The organism is Bacillus sp. FSL W7-1360, assembly GCF_038592975.1.
GTDB classification, from domain to species: domain Bacteria; phylum Bacillota; class Bacilli; order Bacillales; family Bacillaceae_D; genus Shouchella; species Shouchella lonarensis.
Window position 1 is genome coordinate 1,107,492 of sequence record NZ_CP151950.1, and the last position, 20,839, is coordinate 1,128,330.

At 44.5% G+C, this 20,839-nt stretch carries 17 protein-coding genes; 3 read left to right on the forward strand and 14 right to left on the reverse strand.

The annotated features are described in order from the left end of the window. Window positions 1–54: 54 nt before the first annotated feature. Both NSQ26_RS05470 and NSQ26_RS05475 read right to left on the reverse strand, forming a co-directional pair. Window positions 55–1,647, reverse strand: a complete 1,593-nt coding sequence (locus NSQ26_RS05470) for a pyocin knob domain-containing protein (protein WP_499719592.1) — start codon at window positions 1,645–1,647, stop codon at window positions 55–57. Window positions 1,648–1,947: 300 nt separating this feature from the next. After that, a complete protein-coding gene (locus NSQ26_RS05475; RefSeq protein ID WP_499719594.1) occupies window positions 1,948–2,805 on the reverse strand; it encodes a DUF2515 family protein in 858 nt (285 codons plus the stop codon). A gap of 188 nt (window positions 2,806–2,993) precedes the next feature. Between NSQ26_RS05475 and recU the strand changes: the two genes are divergently transcribed. Both recU and NSQ26_RS05485 read left to right on the forward strand, forming a co-directional pair. After that, the gene (gene recU, locus NSQ26_RS05480; RefSeq protein ID WP_499719595.1) at window positions 2,994–3,590 is read left to right on the forward strand and encodes a Holliday junction resolvase RecU; all 597 of its coding nucleotides are present in this window, start codon (window positions 2,994–2,996) and stop codon (window positions 3,588–3,590) included. A gap of 88 nt (window positions 3,591–3,678) precedes the next feature. After that, window positions 3,679–6,261, forward strand: coding sequence for a PBP1A family penicillin-binding protein (locus NSQ26_RS05485; protein WP_499719596.1), 2,583 nt, complete (start codon window positions 3,679–3,681; stop codon window positions 6,259–6,261). Between the two features lie 65 nt (window positions 6,262–6,326). On the opposite strand, the gene NSQ26_RS05490 is transcribed toward NSQ26_RS05485, so the two are convergent. The 8 genes from NSQ26_RS05490 to NSQ26_RS05525 all read right to left on the reverse strand — a co-directional run bounded on the left by NSQ26_RS05490 (window position 6,327) and on the right by NSQ26_RS05525 (window position 14,983). Further along, entirely contained in the window at window positions 6,327–6,806 is a 480-nt protein-coding gene (locus tag NSQ26_RS05490; protein ID WP_499719597.1) for an acyl-CoA thioesterase, read from the reverse strand. Window positions 6,807–6,908: 102 nt separating this feature from the next. Continuing rightward, on the reverse strand, window positions 6,909–7,262 hold the full coding sequence (locus tag NSQ26_RS05495; RefSeq protein WP_499719598.1) for a hypothetical protein: 354 nt from the start codon (window positions 7,260–7,262) through the stop codon (window positions 6,909–6,911). A gap of 492 nt (window positions 7,263–7,754) precedes the next feature. Then, a complete protein-coding gene (locus NSQ26_RS05500; protein ID WP_499719599.1) occupies window positions 7,755–11,375 on the reverse strand; it encodes a dynamin family protein in 3,621 nt (1,206 codons plus the stop codon). A 20-nt stretch (window positions 11,376–11,395) separates the two neighbouring features. Next, window positions 11,396–12,052 (reverse strand): endonuclease III, encoded by a 657-nt coding sequence (nth, locus tag NSQ26_RS05505; protein WP_499719990.1) that lies wholly within the window; start codon window positions 12,050–12,052, stop codon window positions 11,396–11,398. 23 nt (window positions 12,053–12,075) lie between these two features. Beyond that, entirely contained in the window at window positions 12,076–12,783 is a 708-nt protein-coding gene (locus NSQ26_RS05510) for a DnaD domain-containing protein (RefSeq protein ID WP_090774980.1), read from the reverse strand. Window positions 12,784–12,881: 98 nt separating this feature from the next. Continuing rightward, window positions 12,882–14,174, reverse strand: a complete 1,293-nt coding sequence (gene asnS, locus NSQ26_RS05515; protein WP_090774979.1) for an asparagine--tRNA ligase — start codon at window positions 14,172–14,174, stop codon at window positions 12,882–12,884. A gap of 136 nt (window positions 14,175–14,310) precedes the next feature. Beyond that, window positions 14,311–14,796 (reverse strand): cell wall elongation regulator TseB-like domain-containing protein, encoded by a 486-nt coding sequence (locus NSQ26_RS05520; RefSeq protein WP_499719601.1) that lies wholly within the window; start codon window positions 14,794–14,796, stop codon window positions 14,311–14,313. A gap of 10 nt (window positions 14,797–14,806) precedes the next feature. Beyond that, the gene (locus tag NSQ26_RS05525; protein ID WP_090774977.1) at window positions 14,807–14,983 is read right to left on the reverse strand and encodes a YpmA family protein; all 177 of its coding nucleotides are present in this window, start codon (window positions 14,981–14,983) and stop codon (window positions 14,807–14,809) included. 111 nt (window positions 14,984–15,094) lie between these two features. Here NSQ26_RS05525 and NSQ26_RS05530 point away from each other — a divergent pair, with 111 nt between their 5' ends. After that, window positions 15,095–15,304 (forward strand): hypothetical protein, encoded by a 210-nt coding sequence (locus NSQ26_RS05530; RefSeq protein ID WP_090774976.1) that lies wholly within the window; start codon window positions 15,095–15,097, stop codon window positions 15,302–15,304. Between the two features lie 51 nt (window positions 15,305–15,355). On the opposite strand, the gene NSQ26_RS05535 is transcribed toward NSQ26_RS05530, so the two are convergent. The 4 genes from NSQ26_RS05535 to panD all read right to left on the reverse strand — a co-directional run bounded on the left by NSQ26_RS05535 (window position 15,356) and on the right by panD (window position 20,836). Beyond that, on the reverse strand, window positions 15,356–16,663 hold the full coding sequence (locus tag NSQ26_RS05535; RefSeq protein WP_499719603.1) for an amidohydrolase: 1,308 nt from the start codon (window positions 16,661–16,663) through the stop codon (window positions 15,356–15,358). 5 nt (window positions 16,664–16,668) lie between these two features. Next, window positions 16,669–19,416 carry an ATP-dependent DNA helicase DinG gene (gene dinG, locus NSQ26_RS05540; protein WP_499719604.1) on the reverse strand — a complete coding sequence of 916 codons (2,748 nt, stop codon included), beginning with the start codon at window positions 19,414–19,416 and terminating at the stop codon, window positions 16,669–16,671. Window positions 19,417–19,455: 39 nt separating this feature from the next. Next, window positions 19,456–20,385 carry a CDC27 family protein gene (locus NSQ26_RS05545; protein WP_499719606.1) on the reverse strand — a complete coding sequence of 310 codons (930 nt, stop codon included), beginning with the start codon at window positions 20,383–20,385 and terminating at the stop codon, window positions 19,456–19,458. A gap of 67 nt (window positions 20,386–20,452) precedes the next feature. Beyond that, window positions 20,453–20,836 (reverse strand): aspartate 1-decarboxylase, encoded by a 384-nt coding sequence (panD, locus tag NSQ26_RS05550; RefSeq protein ID WP_090774972.1) that lies wholly within the window; start codon window positions 20,834–20,836, stop codon window positions 20,453–20,455. Window positions 20,837–20,839 lie beyond the last annotated feature (3 nt).

A 20,839-nucleotide genomic window follows, 5' to 3' on the forward strand; every position in this document is an offset into this window, starting at 1 on the left:
CGAACGAAAGTATACAAGTAAAATTATGACTTATTCCACGTTACGCCGTTAAAGTTATCCCTCGATTAATTTGAAGGCTGTTATATACGCCCATTGCATCTGGGAATCGACGCTCGATACAATGGTGAGTGTCACTGCTGGTCCTGGATCCACATTTAAAATGACATCATGAGAAATCATCCCTTGAGCAGTACTAGGTCCTTGATATGTGACCGCATAAGGTGTGCCGTCAACAAGTAATGTGAGTGCTAAATCAGCGACTGAAAATTGTCCGCCAAATGAAACCCAATAAACACCGGGGTTCAATACAACAGTACTTGTCGTACCAGTAATGTCACCATTGAAGATTGTCGTATCATCCATGACGATTGGATCTCCTGCTGTGATATTTTCTACTCCTGCTCCATCATCTATATATGCATAGTTTTGTAACACAAGTGGTGGTGGAGGTCCGGTTGGTCCCGTTGGTCCGGTAGCACCAGTGGCACCAGTAGCACCCGTCACGCCCGTTACACCTGTCACGCCCGTTGCGCCTGTGGCACCCGTTGCCCCTGTTGGTCCGGTCGGTCCGGTTGGTCCGGTCGGTCCGGTCGGTCCGGTAGCGCCCGTTGGTCCCGTTGGTCCCGTCGGTCCGGTTACACCTGTTGGTCCGGTCACACCCGTTGGTCCGGTAGCGCCCGTTGGTCCCGTTGGTCCCGTTGGTCCGGTTACGCCCGTTGGTCCGGTTACACCCGTTGGTCCCGTTGATCCCGTTGGTCCTGTTGCGCCTGTTGGTCCTGTAACGCCCGTTGGTCCGGTTACACCTGTTGGTCCCGTTGCGCCTGTTGGTCCCGTTGCGCCTGTTGGTCCCGTTGCGCCTGTTGGTCCCGTTGCACCCGTAGTACCTGTTGGTCCCGTCACGCCTGTTGGTCCGGTCGGTCCAGTCGGTCCGGTCGGTCCAGCTGAACCGGTTGGTCCCGTCACGCCTATTGGCGCCTCTAAAGACTGCCAATTACTCCATGTTGATGTATCGCCATTAAAGCTACGAATATACAACGTTGGGTTTGAGAAAAGCAACTGCTGTATCCATGGGTTCACCGTAGCAGGCGATACGACAGACACGTAAAGCGTCCATATAGGAGATGTCACAGTCGGCGGTGCTGAAAGTGGTGGGCCATCGGTACCATTTGAGCTGTACACACCTGGATCTGTAAAACTGTCTAAGTCAGAGGCAGAAGAAACAGACATCGTTAACGGGAAGCCACCTACATCTTCTGCGGTGAGAACGACATCTCCAGTCAGACCATTTACACTTAAAACGCCTCCAGGTGGTCCGGTCGGACCCGTGATACCTGTTGGACCGACGACCTCTTCCGGAAAGTTTGTCGCCGTTTTCATTTTAGAATCGAGGATAATTTCTTTTTTGAAGATCGTATCCAACATTGAAGCAGCACTACGGTTAATGTCTAAAATTTCCTGTATCGTTGCCGGTGGACCTGTTGTACCATTCAGTGTTCCTAAGGCATATTGAATCTTTTCTCCTTCAGCGTTAATGATATGTGCCAAACCCATTTCTTCCATCGCAATAGATGCCAACAACAAATTAACGACATCATCGCGACCTAATGTAATATTAGGCGTAATATTGGGCATATTTGGCTGAGACATATGCATGTACCTCCTTTATTATTTTCAGGGGAAAATGTTCTGTAAATATCAATTGCTCTCACATTACAGTGGAATGAACTAAATCATGTGGTACCCTTAAAACACTTTCTCCTGCTCATAACAAAATATTCCCCCCGGTCAATTCGGTGCCAGCTTATACAAAAAAAGGCGCTTGCTTATACATAGGGCAAAGCTATAAAATTTGCTGTGCACGTCGTGTAAAATATTACGTGATGATGACCTTTATTTAAAAATCAAATCCTCTGAAGAACAAAAACCGGGACCTCTGGCCCCGGTTTCTTACTGTTTCCTACTTTTATTCATATACATCTTAGGTACCACTGAAACTGGTCGAAATAGCCGTTCAATCTTTTGAACATCACAATGACCATACCAGTCACGGTAATGTGTATGTTTCACAGGAACATTTGTCTTACACTTCGGAAAACTTATCCGTAGTGGCCATGCATTTCCTTGATTACAGCAAGACAAGTAGTCTCGACGCGAGCCTGTTGGTTCCACCCCATATAGAAACCGATATGCGCCCCACTCAATGTGTGGATGATATAATAATGACGCAGTTTGTTTTAAATACTTAACCCGCTTTGTAGGATCATGTACCTGTTTCATATGAATATGATACAATGGTCCCCTTGAAGTTGGCAGGTCAATGCCATTCTCCTTGACATCCTTTGCCCAGATACGCATTAATTGACGGGGCAATTGTCCAAGGAGCCGATGTTGTATCATGAACTGTGCATGAATAATTGCTGCATGTAGCAATCGGATTTCATCGCGCCCTTCCCAAAAACGTAGCCACTCTTGTTGCATAAAAATAGATACCCCATATGTTGACATGGCATCAAGCAGCAATTGTCCTTTTCTTTTTGACCGCGAATACAAAGATAACTGGTAATATGTATCATAAAAAATGAGGTGGCTTATTTGTTCATATATCCATGCCAGTTGTTTTTTTTCCGCCTCAGAAAGCCACCGCTTTTTTTTCGTTAGTAAATCGGTCATTGCCCAGCCAGTGTTCCGGCTTATCAATCCGGCTAAACGTGCATAGCGAATTTCGGGAAATTTCCTTGCGAACGCATCATACATTTTTGTACGCGAAATATTATCAGCATTATGAAACGAAAATTGCCATTCCATCACATATTTCCCCTCATTCTTTGACAACTTTTAACTAAAAATGGACAGATATGCTCACTTCTAAAAACAAAACTATGGTAAAATGAAAAGATGAGTATGTCATACATTTACCGTTACTATTTACATTTGTATACAATTTATACGCGAAGAGAACAAGTATGGATGATCTCTAGAAAGGGGGCTTACGTATGACGATCCGTTATCCAAACGGCCAACCTTATACCAGCAAGTCGTCCTTACCAAGTCATCACAACCCTTTGAAGAAAAGCAACTATAGTGGTAGAGGTATGACGCTTGAGCAAGATATTGATGAGACAAATACGTACTATTTACATCAAGGTGTTGCCGTCATCCATAAAAAACCAACCCCCATTCAAGTCGTCCATGTTGACTACCCGAAACGAAGTGCGGCCGTGATCCGGGAAGCATATTATAAGCAAGCATCGACCACCGATTACAACGGGGTTTTTCAAGGTGCATACATTGATTTTGAGGCGAAAGAAACGAGAAATAAAACATCATTTCCATTAAAAAACGTCCATGAGCACCAAATTGAACATATGCGCCAAGTCCTTACTCAAAGTGGGATTTGTTTCTTCCTCATCCGTTTTCAACCCGCTGATGAGGTCTATTTACTTGAAGCGCATCATGTGATTAAATATTATGATGAGCAACAACGCAAGTCGATTCCAAAAAAAGATATTGAACAATATGGACATGCAGTGAAAACGGGGCTTCACCCACGCATAGACTTTTTAAAGACAGTAAAACAATTATATTTTTAAGTCATCACAAACAAACATACGTGTATACACATAGAACGTAGGGGCTTTTCTTCATTACAACTGGCTCCATTGAGAAGGGGAGAATGATATGTCTGACCGATTCAAATCACGTCAAGAAAGAAAACAAGCACAACGTAAAAAAGGCGCATCGTCCAAAAAACCTCGCTCGCTTTTTAAAAAGATTTTACTCACCATGGCGATCCTTTTTGGGATTGGTGTTGTCGGTGGCGGGACGACGATTGCCATTATGATTGCCACCGCCCCGGACTTAGATCCTGAAAAATTGACGCTCATTCAATCAATGCAAATTTACGATATGAATGATGAACTCGTCTCTACCTTAGACGCGAGCGAATTCCGAGTAAGTGCCAACATCCAAGATATGCCCGACCATTTAAAGAATGCATTTATTGCTGTTGAAGACCAACGCTTTTATGATCACTTCGGGATAGACCTTAAACGTCTCGGTGGTGCCATCTGGGCCAATGTTACCGGAGGTTTTGGTGCAGAAGGTGCTTCCACAATTACACAACAGCTTGTGAAAAACTTATTTTTAACGAATGAAAAAGCACTAACACGGAAAGTACAAGAGCAATACTTGGCGATTCAACTTGAACGGAAATATTCCAAAGAAGAAATTTTAGAGATGTATTTAAACCAAATTAACCTCGGTCCATCCGCTGGTTATGGTGTCCAAATTGCCGCTGAAACGTATTTTAATAAGTCATTAGGTGAACTGTCGGTTGCCGATGCGGCCGTACTCGCAGCGATTCCACGTCGCCCAACATTTTATGATCCTCATAGAAATCCTGAAAATGCTGAGGGGCGCCGAAATACGATCATTGGGCTCATGGAAGAACAAGGATTCATCACAAAAGAAGAAGCGGATGAAGCGAGAAATACGCCGATTGCCGAGCAAATGGATTATACAACGAAAGAGCGCTATGCGTATTCCACGTTTTATGATGAAGTACTAGATGAACTACAAGACAACGAAGAATTAGCCTCAAACAACTTGCTTAATTCTGGCTTGAAAGTGTACACGACACTCGATCCTAAAGCACAAGAGAGTGTCGACCGTGTCTTAAAATCGGGAGAATACCAAGGATTGGTTTTCCCACAAGACAATGAAGACTTTAAAGTCGGCGTGACATTAGTGGATACAAAGAGCGGAGCTGTTCGCGCCTTTGGAAATGATATAAAAGAAAATAACCAACGAGATTGGAACCATGCAACAGATCCAAAACAACAAGGTTCAGCAATGAAGCCACTACTTGCGTATGCACCGGGTATTGAAATGAACAAATGGTCGACGGCGAAGGTTTTGGTCGATGAAAAGCACAATTACACCGACGGGACACGCATTAGTAATGCTAACAACTCGTACCTAGGGGCGATGACGATGCGGGAAGCGTTAGTTAGGTCACGGAATATTCCAGCAGTCAAAGCGATGCAAGAAGTAAGTAAAGACGAAGCGTATGCTTTCTTAGATCCGATGATCAAGATCCCCGAAACAACGAAAGATAAGGACGGAAAAGTGACTCATCACCGCGTTGAAGCGGGCGTTCTTGGGGGGACTCAAGTATCCACAAAACAAATGGCGGGGGCTTACGCTGCGTTTGGGAATGGCGGTACATTCACTGAACCATATATCATTCGCAAAGTCGTCTTTCCAGATGGGCGCGAAATGAATATGGAACCAGAAAGTGAAAAAGTAATGGAAGACTACACCGCATATATGGTTACGGATATGTTAAAAGACGTTATAAACAATCCGATTGGAACAGGAAAAGCCGCAAAAGTCGCTGGTATACCTGTTGCCGGAAAGACTGGAACAACGAACTTTAATGACAAAGTAAGGGCACACTATAACATCACCGACCCTAATGTCTACCCTGCCTCCACCTTTAGTGGCTATAGCACAAACTACACGGCATCGGTATGGATGGGCTTTAGCAAGAACGGTGAAAATAACTATTTAACAGACGCGCATAAAACAACTGCCCAGTCCATCTTTAAACACATCATGACCGAAGTTCACAAAGGTGTTGACACGCCTGATTTTGTGAAACCGGACTCTGTCGTTGTTAGGAACGTAAAGACACCGAGCGATCAAATTAGTCGCGAACTATTTGTTCGTGGTACGGAACCAGAAGAGATACCGGAAGACACAGGGATCTCGGACCCAAGCAAGCTCTCTCATGTCTACGATGAACCTACAAACACACTCACCTTCTCTTGGGACTATCCGGAAGACGAACGTGAAGAGGTTAACTTTGAAGCATCGATTGATAAAGGCTCCTTACAAGTGAATCAAAATGAAATGAAAGCAGTTTTCACGAATGTCACGCCAGGTGAAACGTATACTTTCACAGTTAAAGCAGTCTCTGCGAACGAAGAAAGTAAAGCTGTTACCCTTAAAGTAACGCCAGGTGCTGCAAACGACGAGGACGAGGAGGAAAATGAAGAAGAACCACCAGAACCAACACCACCTGGTGATGACGACAATGGAGAATCACCTCCCCCGTCTAACGGGCGACCACCAGAAGAAGAAGCGCCACCAAGTAACGAGAATCCAGGTGACGGCGACGATACAACTTCTCCACCAGATAACAGTGGCGGAGGCGACACAGAGACACCGGTCGAGCCAGATCCACCAGACGAAGAATAGCGAAAAACGCCCATACTTGCGCATGTTACTGCGCGTATGGGCGTTTTCCTGCTCTTTTCACATCGCTATTTTCGTTGTTGCTCGCGCCGCCGTTTGCGGATTTCATACCGCTCCTGTGCCCCGTCATAGTGCCACTTCTCTTCTTCTGTTTCCGGGACGACGCGCGGCACCGGGGCCGGTTTTCCGTTGCCGTCTAGCGCTACAAATGTTAAGTAAGATGTTGCTGCTTGCCGGCGTTCCCCTGTTAATAAGTCTTCTGCCTCTACTTTCACAAACACTTCCATCGAGGTCTTCCGTGTTGATGTCACGTAACCTTCAATACAAATGGCTTCCCCCGTTTTAATCGGTGCTAAAAAGTCAAAGCTGTCACTTGCTGCGGTGACGACTTGCATACGCGAATGGCGCATCGCAGCAATGCTTGCGACTTTGTCTACGTAAGCCATCACATTACCGCCAAAAATTGTGCCGTGATAATTCGTATCTGGTGGTAAAACAATGTCTGTTAAAACTGTGCGAGATTCACTAGATCGTTTCGTTGTTGTCATCAGTTTCTCCTCTTCACTCTGTTTTCTCTATGGTGTCCATTTTTCGGCGTAAAAAAGCCTCCTCCCTATTTTATCATTTCACTCTAGGAGGAGGAAGCGCATTCAATCTTTTTCTTGTCGTTTCAATTGCCTGCGTGCTAACACAAAGAACGGAAGTGGGATGAAAACCCAGAAGCCGCTGTACAGTAGTTGATTCACTGTATGCACACGGTCACGTTCGACTTCCTCTGTTTGATAACGCTCATAATTGGCAAGCAACTGCTCTTCACTTAAATGTTCTCTTTCCTTCTCACCTTCGTCTTCGTAGTGCTGGTTTTGTTTGTAATCTTCAAAGCTCATGTAATACGGGGTTGGGTTTACAAGTGAAACAACATTCACCGCTGCGGCAATCATCCCGCCAATCATCATTACAAGCGTGATTAGCATGACTGCGTAGTAGTAAACATGACGAACCAAAAAATCACTTCCTTTTCTTTTTGATACCTTCTTTACAGTATACAAGTGTAAAACAGATTTATCATTATTTTTTCTTGACTGATGAGATTTAACTGAACTTTTGATGCCTAGTATTGGCACCCTATTCCTCATACATGTATACTTAACTAACAGAAGCACATATAATAAAAAAGACTGCCTGGTGATCACCAAGTATAGCACAACGTCCCTAAGGGGCAGGCTTTTTGAATGGAGCATAGGTCCACCGTGAGCACGGAACTCAGACGGTGGACTTAATCTGTCTTAGACACATTCACGACGGCGACAACAAGTGTTCCAAACGCAATGGCGATTAGAATCCAAGCTTGTAGCTCGTTCATGCGCGGCACCCCCTTTCAGTCGGGTGTGCCTACCATCTCTAAGTTACGTACATGCTATTCATTGAAAAAGTGTATGGAAACGGTTCGGTTTCCATACACTTTTTTTGCTTGCTGACGACTGCCATAGAGCAGACTATAAATTTGGTCCCATTGTCGCATCTGCATTGCGCCCAGGAACGATCTTCATCAATTGTTTTCTTTCTTGCGTCATCGCTTCAGCAATTTGTGGATCCGTCCACTCCACAAGTTGTGCTTGTTCAGATGCGATCGCTTCAGATAAGCGGTTTTTCTCTGTCTCATAAATCCCAGCAACAAGTTCCGTTAACGCTTGTTTCGTTGCTGCTTCATACGTTTCAATGTGCGCGCGATAAACTTTTGTTAACGCCTGAACCGCTGTCTCTTTCATTTGACTCAGTCCACCTTGTTCAAAAAATGCTTGCGCTGAACGAAAATGAGCGACATAAGGGGCAGCCTCAAATGCAACAGAAAGAGATGCTGCATCTACTTTTAATGTAAAACGAACGATTTTTTGTGCATGAAACGAAAATGTCGGGACACATTTTTGCATGCGTTCTTCCCATTGTTGTAACCATTTGTCGCGTGCATGACTTAGTGCCAACTGTAATCGTGCCTGTGTTGCTGCCAATTCTTGTTCTAAAAAGAACAAGGTCTCCTCATGCCACTGATACAAAGACATTTGTAGAGATTTTCGTTGTGCTGTGCGTGTCGTTCCTTGAACAGTGGCTACATTGACGTGTGCCGTAAAACGATCTCGCAACACATACACAATTCGCTCTCGCAAGTACAAATAAAGTTCACTCGCTTCTCGAATGATGCGATCTAAAAGGAGATCGCCACGCTCGTGTGTAAAAGCTTGCAAAAACGTAGCCATCTCTGCTTCAAAGCGCGCGGCTTCTTTTTGTTGTGTCTCTTTATCCGCATTGACGTAGGCAATTTTTTCTTCCAGGAAGTCGACATATTGCATTGTTTCCACATGTAATAGCTCGATATTAAACGCTTTTAACGACTGCAACAGACCTTCATACACGTATCTTTCAAACGATGCAAACAGTTCACAACCTTGCCCCGTTTGTTTCTTCGCTGCCAGTCCTTGTTTACTAGACACTGGGTAAAGGCGGATGTCTGCGACACCGGCTTGCTCAAGTGAATGATATACGTAACGCTCAACGCCACGCCGTTCGTCCTCATTCATCGCCAAGTCAACGGCATTCAAAATGAAGTATAACTTATTCGTCGCAAAATGCGTATTCATCTTCGCTAATTGCTCTAAAAACTGGGCATCCGCTTTGGAAAATGCGTGGTTATAGTACGTCACATAAAAAATCGCGTCGGATCGTTCAATTTGTTGATAAGCAACCTGCGTATGACGCCCATGAATGGAGTGAACACCTGGTGTGTCAACAAGCGTCATTCCTGCTTCTGTTAATTTACAGGCGTAATAAATATCGACTGTCGCAATTAAACAAGCGGTTGCTTCGTCCGCAACAAATGTTTGCAATGTTGATAACGACACTTCCCTACTCGTTTCAAGTACATTGTTGTTTTCTCGTAAACTTGCTTGCAACGTCTGCAAATAAGCAAGTGCCTGCTTTTCTGCATTCGTCTTGCCTTTGCTTGCTTGTAAGCGACAAGAAGCGAGTGAATCAAGCGTCAAGTCCATGGCCAACCAGCGTGCAAGTGAAGCGACTTCAGCTCCGATGTCATCTTTTTTCTTATACGTGACGATGACAGTGCCGTGTGCATAGGTTGTTGTTGGGCGTGATACTGTTGTCACCGTCGCAGTAGTTGGATGTGGTGAAGTTGGCAGTACATCATCGCCTAAAAGTGCGTTCGCAAAACTTGACTTTCCTGCGCTAAAAGCGCCGAATAATGAAATCGTGTATGTTTCCTGTTCAATTTGTTGCAATCGATGCTGCAGACGCATACGCCACGTTCGTCCCCATGCGCCTGTTCGTTCTTGTTGAAAACATTCATTTAATGCGGCGAGCGATACTGTTTGTGCAGTAGGACGCGTGTTTTCTTCAGATAGCACCTCATTTGTATGAGCAATGACGCTTTTATCCGTAAAATTGAGTGTTTGTAGTTGCGCACGCGCACGTGCTTCCGCTGCCTCTTCATCCGCAGTAACTAACTCATTTCGTGCCTGATCAAGCGCGTGTGCAAATGTATTTGCGCCTTCATATTGGGCGGCGATTTTCTCTAGTTTCCTCGCGCGCGCGTGGCACTTTTGTTGTTGCGTTTCATACCTATCTACATAGGGACGAAGCACGGCTTTTTCTTCATATGATGCCACTGCTTCTTCATATCTTCGTTTATCGGCATCTTTTAACCCTGCCTGCATCACATCTAGTGCTGCTCTCGCACGACGCCGTAGTTCACGCACGATGTCATCCGTCCGTGATTTTGTGAAGGCGTACACATATTCTCGTCCAGTCGTCCCAGTTGGTTGATTGTCGGTAAAAAGTGTTGACGCCACCGTGTATGTAAGCGCTTGTATTGCGGTTTGAAATGCTTCATTATTCGTTAACTCAGCAAGTGGCACCGCTTGAAACGAGCGTTGCAAATGAAACACGAGTTGGGAATTGACTTGATCTTGCAACGCTTTAAGCAATGTTTTCAACCTGTGTGTCCGTTCTTCAGCCGTTTTCTTTTTCGAAAACAACAACCCGACTCGAAAATTTGGTTGTGTCGCCAATAACCAATCTCTCGTCAGTTCGGTCAGATGAGCGTTAAACAACGATACTTGGCGAAATAATGAATCCCATTCCGCTATAAACTGTGCCTCTCGTTGTTGGGAAGCATGTTCGTATGCTACCAATTTCTCCGCTTCCTTCGTATACGTTTGTACATCTGTTAGCGTGTATCCAAGTGTTTCAACTTCTGCTTCAATCGCCGCAACGGCCTCATCCAGCTCTTCAATGATGCGCCGTTTCACAGCAAAGTAAAAACTTTGTTTCAGACACTGTTGACTTTGCTCGCATAAAACAGCACTCGCACGCATCATTGCTTTCATTTCTCGTTTAAAGCGCTCGTTTTCATTCCCAGCATGATTCATTTTTCGCATGCTGACATAATAAATATCCTGATAACTGATCCCCCAGTTGCGAAGTGTTTCCGCGACATCTTGTTTGAATGTCGTAAATGCCAGTTCAGATTCGTCATGTTTGTCAATTTGATTCACTACGAGAAAGAGTGGCTTCCCTTCTGTCGAAAGCTGTTTTAAGAAATGTAAATTCGTCTCTGATTGCACATGGTTATATTCCATCACATACACGATCACATCCGTCGTGTAAAGCGCATCCATCGTCATTGTTTTATGCGTTGGATCTGTAGAGTCAACACCCGGCGTATCAACAAGCTGACCGAACGCCCCTAAAAAAGGAAGTGGTGCAGTGATACAAATAGACGAGATTGTCGCACCGTCCATACCGAAGCCTCGCACGTCGTCCCATGAAATATCATCTTTGAAATGAATCGTCTGGCCATCTGTTCGTTGCACAAACACACCAAGTGGACCATTTTTAAGGGTGATCCGGTTGGCACTCGTTGGAATGGGGCTTGTCGGCAATAAAGGGGCACCAATAAAATCATTAATGATCGTTGATTTACCAGCTGAAAAATGCCCGCTAAAAGCGAAACAAAATTGTTTTTCAATCTGCTTTTGCTCGATCGCGCGCCAATTGGCTTGTTCTTTTTCTGTATATATGATTTCATCGCTTATGAACTCATCCACAGCTGACACCCTTTCTATTCTCATCCGGTGGTTTGCTTTTTTAATCGTTTCTGTCCTTCACGACAGCGGTCAAGCAATGGGCAATTTGGACACCGCGGTGACTGCGCTTTACAATGATAGCGACCAAAGAAAATTAACCGATGATGCGCATCGCCCCACGTCTCTTTTTCTAACTTCTTCATGAGTGTATCTTCCACTTGACGAACCGTATCCTTCCATCGACAAATGCCTAAACGTTTCGTCACACGCTCCACATGCGTATCAACGGCAATGGCTGGAATGTCAAAAGCGACACTTAGCACTACATTGGCTGTTTTCCTACCTACGCCAGCAAGTGCCTCCAATTCTTCTCGCGTTTGCGGGACGTTGCCACCGTGTTTCTCTAATAGTGTATAACATAATGACTGAATATTTTTTGCTTTATTACGAAATAACCCAATGGAGCGAATATCATGTTGCAATTCCTCAAGCGGAACAGCAATATACGCTTTTGGATCACGATACTTTTCGAATAAATGTTTTGTCACCCGATTCACAAGCGCATCTGTACATTGCGCAGAGAGGACAACTGCAATTAATAGCTCAAACGGATTCCGGAAATTTAATTCACATTCCGCTTCGGGAAACAATGTGCCCATTACCCGGATCGCATCTTGTGCTTCTTTTTTCGTTCGCATCATACACCGCCTCTACAAAGCCCCTACAGTTTCTCCAACCAGTGAAAACCGGGAACATCTTTTTTTTCTGCTTGCTTCGCTTGATGCTTGGCAGGCTCACTTGTTTTTTTCCTGAACCGCTCACTATGCGTACGGGCTTCATTCACTGTTCGAACACCATTTCGTTTCCATTCAAATAAAATACGGTCGATATAACGGAAATTTAGTTTTCCGGAAATGACCGCTTCCCGTAATGCCGCAAAAATCAATTCAGTTGAATGACCGTCTTGATCATACCACATTGACAATGTTTCTGACTCAATGGGCGACAACGGTCTTGCGAATTCTTGCTCGAAACGTTGATACAACTGTCCTTCTTGCGCTTTTTGGTCTGCTTTTGCCTCTTTTTCATCCCAGCGCGACAAAAGGGTTATGAGTGACGACCATAACGGCTCAAGTGTATACGATTCGGAGACAATCCCTTCCTCATTTAAATGGCTTTCAAGTGACAATAAACGCTTTTTAATTAATTGCCCGAGGATAGATGTACATTCATCAAGTGACAGCGTCATGCGTGTGCTTAAATGTTCCGGCGTGGGAAATGCATCTCCTTTATCTAAGGAAGACTGTATGTGTAATAACATCACGAGCTCTTGTTCATCCATACGAAGGTCCGTGTAATGGGCCAGTAACAATTGAGGTATACTGACATGTCTTTGTTGTACCCACTGCATAAAAACTTTTTTATCCACCCTTACCAACTCCATCCATTCCAAGTACAGCATGCAGTAACCCAAGGTCACGTCAAGGCTGCTTCACATGACCTCCGGCTTCTGACTTCCGACCTCTGTTAAGGGTACATTCGATTTAATAAACGTGGAAATGGAATCGTTTCACGAACGTGGTCCACACCGCCAAACCACGCGACTGTGCGTTCTAATCCGAGTCCAAATCCGGCATGTGGCACAGATCCGTATTTACGTAAATCCAAATACCAGCCATACTCATCCAATGATAAGTTATGCCGCGTTAACTCTTCTGTTAATAAATCATAATCATGAATCCGCTCAGAACCACCAATAATTTCCCCATATCCTTCTGGGGCAATCAAATCAGCGCATAAGACGACATCATCGCGGTCAGGTGCTGGCTGCATATAAAACGGCTTAAGCGCACGAGGGTAGTTTGTAATAAATACCGGACGATCGAATCGCTCAGCAAGCGCGGTTTCATGCGGGGAACCAAAGTCCTCTCCCCACTGAAGCTCAGAAAAGCCGTTTTCTTGGAGCCAAGCCACTGCTTCATCATATGTAATCCGCGGGAACGGCGCACGAATCGCTTCCAACTTGCTTACATCTCGATCAAGTAATTTCAATTCTGTTTGGCAATGACGAACAACTTGATCAGCTAAATACGCCACATAATTTTCTTGTAGCTGCAAACTTTCTTCATGCTCTAAAAAAGCCATTTCTGCTTCAATCATCCAGAACTCAATTAAATGACGGCGCGTTTTGGACTTCTCAGCTCTAAAAGTCGGACCAAATGTGAACACACGCCCAAGCGCCATTGCCCCTGCTTCTGCATACAGCTGCCCTGTTTGCGACAAATATGCATCTTCCTCAAAATACTTTGTATGGAACAATTCCGTTGTGCCTTCTGGTGCGGAACTTGTTAAAATCGGTGCGTCTAGCTTTGTAAAGCCATGATCTGCAAAGAAACGATACGTCGCATGAATAATTTCATTTCTAATTTTCATCAATGCATGTTGACGCTTAGAGCGTAACCATAAATGACGATGGTCCATTAAAAATTCCGTTCCGTGTTCTTTCGGTGTAATCGGATAGTCCGTCGCCTCATGGATCACTTCAATTTTGTGAACAATGAGCTCATATCCTGAAGGCGCACGCTCATCTGCTTGCACTCTCCCAGACACATAAATCGCGCTTTCTTGCGTCAAACCCTTTGCAATCTGAAAAACATCCTCTGCCACTTCTGCTTTCACAACGACGCCTTGAATAAAACCAGTTCCATCGCGTAATTGTAAAAAAGCAATCTTACCACTTGAACGTTTATTTGCCACCCATGCGCCAAGCGTCACTTCTTGGTCGAGTGATGCGCCAATTTGTGCAATTGTTGTTTTCATCTTTGTCTCCTCCTACACATCGCCGGTCTTCATTTAGAATAACGACCCATACCTACATTCATCTATATCTCTTGAATTATACCTGCTCCTGAAAATGAAAGTCAATGACCGTTCCAGGGAAAGCCTATGGCTGTTATTATTTAAGTGAATAGCTCTTCAAAACATTGCCATCACTAAAAGCGACATACATAAACGTTTTGGCTCCTGACTCCTCCGAATACGTTACTTCATAAACAGCCTGTCCATCTTCGTAACCAAGGCGAATTGTATCCATCTGTTGGACCCCTTTTTCAGCAGCAACTTTTTGCTTTGCTTCCTGCTCAGAGATCCCTTCTTTCACGGGTAGTGTCGTTGTTTTCTTTAATTTGTCATCCTTTTGTTGTAACCATACATAAACGTCTTGCCCTTTTTTATCACTGCCACGCACAACCCAATAAACGTCTTTACCGTGATAAAAGTCCACATCTTTGACGGCTTCAAGTATCTTTTCATCCAACACATATGCAGTGGCCCGCTCAGTAGCCTCCACAATTGGCGCACGAATGAGTTGGTATACGTAAATGCTGACTGCAACAAGAATGATTACAACTGCTGTCGCGGTAAGGCTGATCACCTTTTTCATTTGCTTCTTGTCACCCTTCATAAATGGACAAAGTCGCCTTTGTCTGCTCTTGTTTATTAAGTGAAAGACCAAAAATTAGTCCCCGGTCTTTCAATGTGTGGTTTAACTCACTGACAACTTTATACATGTCATCATGATATTGTATTGTCACAGATGAGAGCAACTTTTTCCTTTTGATTGTGTCCATGTTTGACTTCCTTTCTTTACATTTTCGAGGAAAGCATTGTACTATTCAAGGCAATATCTGTTCGATCGTCACAATCATTGCTAACATAGCAGCATCACAGGCGGTCATACTATGGATACGCCAGTTGAAGGGGGGCGCACGTCATTGAACAAACACGATTTAGCCGCATGGTTTCAGCAACATAAAGACACAGCTTCTTTACTTTGTCGCGCCAACCGTTCTGTTCAAGAGGCTTGGCCACTTGCAATTAAACAAACAGCTTTTCCAGCTGTATTTCGTCCCTCTGCTCAAGGAGCAGATACGCCGGCTGATATTGACTAAAACCTTCTACCCACACCTCAGACGTTGCGGAAGACTCCGCAACGTTTTTATTTACTTTTTAAGCAGCGCTAACTGTGTGTTCGCTTCTGCCAAGATTCGTTCTTTGTCTAATGTCAACAACGTCCGGTCTTTCATCAAAGGCTTTCCTTGTACATATACATCCGTGACATCAGACCCTTTTGCCGCAAATACGAGGTGTGAAGCGACCGGTTCTGTTGGATGCAAGTGAGGCTTGTCGCAATCAAGTAAAATGAAATCAGCTTCCATTCCGACGGCAATCGCGCCGAGATTATCATACCGTAACGCTTGTGCCCCAAAAATGGTCGCCATTTGCAAACCGTGCTTTGTTTTAACAATATCCGCTTGCTCTGAGATCCCGCGCGGTAATAGAACAGAGAAGCGCATTTCCTCAAATAAATCAAGCGCATTGTTAGACGCTGCCGAATCGGTGCCAAGCCCTACAGTCACACCGCGAGCGAGCATTTGTGCGACTGGGGCAATGCCTGAGCCAAGTTTTAAATTGCTTTTTGGGTTATGGGAAACGGCAATTTTCTTTTGTGAAAGCAAGTCAATGTGATGCGGTTCCACATGTACACAATGAGCAAAAAGCCAGTTGACATCGTCTAAAAGGCCTTTTTCATTTAATAAATCGAGTGGATGAACACTGTATGTTTCCTTAAAATTGGCGACTTCTTGTCGTGTTTCTGCTACGTGCATATGGACAGGTACATGTACGGCGCGGGCAGCAGCGACAATTTGTTCGATGTACGCCGGTGGACAAGTATACGGTGCATGCGGTGCAAGCATCGTTTGAATCCGACCATTTGCTTGCTGATGCCACGTTTTTGCAAAGGCGAGTGCTTCTAAAAGCTTTTGCTCCCGCTCTGCGTCCGCGCATAACCCTATGACTGAGCGCATGAGCGTTGCACGCATCCCAACAGACGCGATCACTTCCGCAAATTGCGGCATATGCAAATGATACATATCTAAAAACGTTGTCGTCCCTGACTCGATCATTTCAATCATACTGAGGTTGCGCGCCGCTTCTGTTGTTGTTTCTAAAAAGCGTCCTTCAAGTGGCCAAATGTCCCTCTTTAACCAGTCACCTAATATGGCGTCATCGCTAATGCCTCTGAGCAAACTCATTGCCGGATGACCATGTGTATTAATGAGGCCCGGCATTAACCATTTTCCACGTCCGTTTTCTACAAGATCGGCTGTATCGCACAATGAATCATGAGGGTCTCCATGGGCAACTTCAGTGAATTCCCCTTTCTCTACAACGACGTAACCGTGCTTTATGACCTCGAATGTAGGGTTCATCGTGATGATCGTCACATTTTTTACAACTGTTTTCATGTCTCTTATTCCTCTCCCTCGTTACAAATCATCTCAAGCAGTGCTTCAAGTTTCCCCTCTAAGACGGGAACGGACGGGAGTGACTGAATAAACGTTGCTCCATACTTTGTTGTGACAATACGACGATCAAACACAAATACCGCGCCATTGTCGGCTGTGGAGCGAATGAGTCGACCGAATCCTTGTTTAAAACGAATCACCGCTTGTGGCAATGATATTGTTTTAAACGGGTCTTTGCCACGCGATTTCGCCTGCTCAATTTGCGCGCGAACAAACGGCTCATCTGGAGAAGCAAACGGCAAGCGAACGATAACGAGGTGGCAAGCGCCGGCTTGGCGTAAGTCCATGCCTTCCCAAAAACTGTTTGTACCAAATAAAATGCCGCTTGTCTCATGTTTAAATATTTTTAATAGCCTCGCTGGTGAGCCATTTGTGACCCCTTGCCCAATTAACGGCAGACAGCGTGTTTCGTTTAAATTCCTTACATTATAATATACTTTGCGCAACATGTCATATGATGTGAACAGCACAAGCACCTTTCTATTCGTTTCTTCAGCAATACGCCATATTTTAATGGCAATGTCATCCACAAATAATGTGTCGTTCTTCCCACGCACATCCGGTACATCTGATGGGATTAGCAATTTCGTTTGTGTTTCATATGCAAATGGAGAAAGAATCTGTAATGTTTCCACACCAAAATCCGCTAATCCTAACTGATCAACATAGTAAGAAAACGAATCATTCACTGTCAACGTCGCTGATGTTAATACGACACTCCGCTTCCGCGCAAAAAATTGATCTGCTAAACAGTCTGAGACATCCATTGGTTTTCGATATAAATACGTCGCGTTTTTCGCTCCCTTTGGCTCTGCCTCAATCCAATACACATATCCTTCTTCAGCGGTCAGTAGTAACGTGTTTAGTGCTTGCGTATGGCGATAAACTGCTTTGGTTGCTTCGTTCGTCGCACGTATCTTCGCGTATGTAGCAGGCGTACATTGCGCTTCTTGCAAAGAAGTAAGCACGCTGTCTACCACTTTTATTAACTTTAAACCATGTGTATAAATCCGCTCCGCACAAACAAATATGGCTTGCCACATCGCACCAACTTGGACAGTTGGTGCATACGAACAACTACGCCGCCCTGTATTTCCCGTTCGTCCATCTTCTGTCTCCATCACAAATGCGCGGAGCATTCGGAACAAATCGTCGACATCCTCTTGAATGACTGACATATGCGTTAATTGCGCTTGCAGTTGCAATGAAAGACCACTTGCCTCTTCAAGCAACCGTGCCAATCGTTGCCATGCAAAGGCATAAGACACATAGCGCAATGATGTCCCTAAATGATCCCGGGCGACATCAGCAAAATGATGTGCTTCATCAACTATGACATGGGAAACAGAGGGTAGAGCAGGCACCTCTCGTATTGTATCGATCATTAATAATGCATGATTGACAATAATGATATCTGCTTCTGTCGCATGCGTTTGGGCGCGTTGATAAAAACAACGTGGGTCTGACGCGTCCCCATAGTCACTCTGTACGGTCAACCAATAATTTTCGCCACCGGAGCTTAAATTCAATTCTGTTCGGTCCCCATTAGCTGTTTCTAGTAGCCATACTAATATTTGTGCTTTCGTAAGCAACACATCGTATGAATCCTCTTCACAATAAGCGAGTGAACGCTCAAACTTTTTTACGTCTAAATAATGATGACGCCCTTTTAATATCGCTGCTTCAATCGGAAAATCAACTAGTGCACATAACAATGGGATATCCTCTTGTAATAATTGTTCTTGCAGCGCCACGGTATACGTAGACACAACGACAGGCTTTCCAGTTTTCTTTGCGACATATACACTTGGTAATAAATAGCCCAATGTTTTTCCTGTACCTGTGCCTGCTTCAAGTAATAAATATGCCTCGCTTGAAAGCGCCTTGTATACTCGTTCCATCATGAGACGCTGACCTGGGCGATCCTCAACATGGTCAGTGGCATGCGTAAAAGCAGTTGTCATCGTATCCGTGAAAGATGGTTGAGATAATGAAGGTTGCTTCTCACTTTTTTCTTCGTGTCGCTTTAATACAAGCTGACCGAACATGTCATATTGTGTCTCTGCCAATGCCGCATGAATATTCATCTTTTTCTTTATGACTGGACGGATAAGTTGGGACCAATCACTGGATAAGCGTAAAGTAACCTTATCCAGTTGTTGCAATGTTGCAAGTGGAAGTGATTCCAATTTATGTACCAATGAAAGAAATAACTCAGCAGTTATTAGCGCGTCACTGTCTGCTTGGTGCGGACGCGTATGGTTAAGCGCCAAAAAACCGCTGAGTTCCGATAACTTGTAACTATCCTGGCTCGGGAATAACACCCGGCTCATTTCAACTGTGTCAAAACTGACCTGTGGCAACCAGTGATAGCCTTCCATATCTAATTGCGCCGTTAAAAAACCTTGATCAAAAGGAACGTTATGCGCCACAAACGCGCACCCGTCCATAAACGCCAGCAACTGCGGAGCAACCTCAGCAAAAGCCGGTGCCCCCTTCACTTCTGCGACAGTAATTCCTGTTAATTCCGCAATAAAAGGTGGGATGTCGCAAGCCGGATCGACAAACGTATTAAACCGGTCAATGATCTTTCGGCCTTCGACTTTCACTGCCCCTATTTGAATAATTCGTGCCCCTTGTGTTGGTGTATTACCTGTCGTTTCTAAATCTACAATGACAAATCGCTCTGACATATGAATATCTCAGCTCCCCTGGCGCGATTTCTTCTTTAGTTATTTTGTTGCTTCGTGAAGAAGGCACCATGACCGATGGGCTTCTGCGTCTGCTTGTCCTAATGTTGCTAAGAGAAGCAACCCTTCCTCGTCCCCACTTAGCGCTTTATTCCAGGCAAAACCGTGTAATAACGGGATCGTTTCCCCATTTATCTGCATGAGCTGCTCGTAACAATGACAAGCAAGATCATGCACACCAAACCACTCTGCTGATTCCGCAAGTCGGGCAAGCAAGGCATCTGAATCCGTTAACGCCGCACTCGCAAGCCACACCTTTTTCCCCTCTTCAACACGACCTGCTTTCATTAATGATAATCCCCACAACACATAGACATCACAATCTTCATGTCGATTGACATACGTATGGAAATAGCACGCCGCGCTCTCATATGCACCAAGTAAATAATAACATACACCTAAATTATATACGACATCCGTATTGGATGTGAGTGATTCTGCTCGTTCAAAATGAATGATCGCCTGTTCCCAATCATGTCTGACCATCGCAAGTAACCCTAAGCCAAAATAAGCAAAATGCGTTAAAAGCGGTGTGACAGCGACTTGTAATACGTAAGCAAAATGGTCGCGCGCACACTCGTTTTTCTCCGTATAGAGCGCCGCATAACCAACGTACAGCCGGCGAACGCAATCTGCTTCACCACATGCTTCTTCTGTCTGTAATTGTTCAAGCGATTCTTCAAAACAGTCCGCCGCAAACAATTCTGTCCCTTTTGTTTCATAAGCCAAAAATGCGCGCCGGTTTGCCAATTCGTGCTTTAATGCTTGCAATTGCTCATCCATCGTTCCCCATAAGTTCAATAATTGCTGCGTCATATGTTCCAATGTTTTCACATATGGATGATCGCCTGCAATTGGTGTCGTACGCGCATGCTCGTATAATGTCTGCCACTGTGAAATAAATTGATGCAAAAAAAATCCCCTCCCTATTGCATATCTTACTTATAAGTGTGCAACAGGAAAAAGGGGAATATGCGGATTATCGAACGGTAGAAGCTGGCTCTGTTCCTAACATTTCATCAATCTCATTGTGCTCATTCATGATCGCTACACGAGGAACATGCGTTTTCACCTCATCTGTAGACATCATTGCATAAGACAAAATAATGACAACGTCACCCGGCTGAACTAACCGAGCTGCTGCACCATTTATACAAATATCGCGTTGTCCGCGTGGACCTTTAATGACATACGTTTCAAATCTTTGGCCGTTATTATTATTGACAATTTGTACCTTTTCATTTTCCAATATATCGACTGCATCCATTAAATCCTCATCAATGGTAATACTACCAACATAATTTAAATTTGCCTCTGTGACGCGGGCGCGATGCAGTTTGCCTTTCATCATCGTACGATACATCTT

Bases quoted from the DNA above. Each gene is read 5' to 3' on its own strand.
- NSQ26_RS05470 (WP_499719592.1), bottom strand. From the start codon at position 1,647: ATGTCTCAGCCAAATATGCCCAATATTACGCCTAATATTACATTAGGT.
- NSQ26_RS05475 (WP_499719594.1), bottom strand. From the start codon at position 2,805: ATGGAATGGCAATTTTCGTTTCATAATGCTGATAATATTTCGCGTACA.
- recU (WP_499719595.1), top strand. From the start codon at position 2,994: ATGACGATCCGTTATCCAAACGGCCAACCTTATACCAGCAAGTCGTCC.
- NSQ26_RS05485 (WP_499719596.1), top strand. From the start codon at position 3,679: ATGTCTGACCGATTCAAATCACGTCAAGAAAGAAAACAAGCACAACGT.
- NSQ26_RS05490 (WP_499719597.1), bottom strand. From the start codon at position 6,806: ATGACAACAACGAAACGATCTAGTGAATCTCGCACAGTTTTAACAGAC.
- nth (WP_499719990.1), bottom strand. From the start codon at position 12,052: ATGCGAACGAAAAAAGAAGCACAAGATGCGATCCGGGTAATGGGCACA.
- asnS (WP_090774979.1), bottom strand. From the start codon at position 14,174: ATGAAAACAACAATTGCACAAATTGGCGCATCACTCGACCAAGAAGTG.
- NSQ26_RS05520 (WP_499719601.1), bottom strand. From the start codon at position 14,796: ATGAAAAAGGTGATCAGCCTTACCGCGACAGCAGTTGTAATCATTCTT.
- NSQ26_RS05525 (WP_090774977.1), bottom strand. From the start codon at position 14,983: ATGGACACAATCAAAAGGAAAAAGTTGCTCTCATCTGTGACAATACAA.
- NSQ26_RS05530 (WP_090774976.1), top strand. From the start codon at position 15,095: ATGGATACGCCAGTTGAAGGGGGGCGCACGTCATTGAACAAACACGAT.
- NSQ26_RS05535 (WP_499719603.1), bottom strand. From the start codon at position 16,663: ATGAAAACAGTTGTAAAAAATGTGACGATCATCACGATGAACCCTACA.
- dinG (WP_499719604.1), bottom strand. From the start codon at position 19,416: ATGTCAGAGCGATTTGTCATTGTAGATTTAGAAACGACAGGTAATACA.
- panD (WP_090774972.1), bottom strand. From the start codon at position 20,836: ATGTATCGTACGATGATGAAAGGCAAACTGCATCGCGCCCGCGTCACA.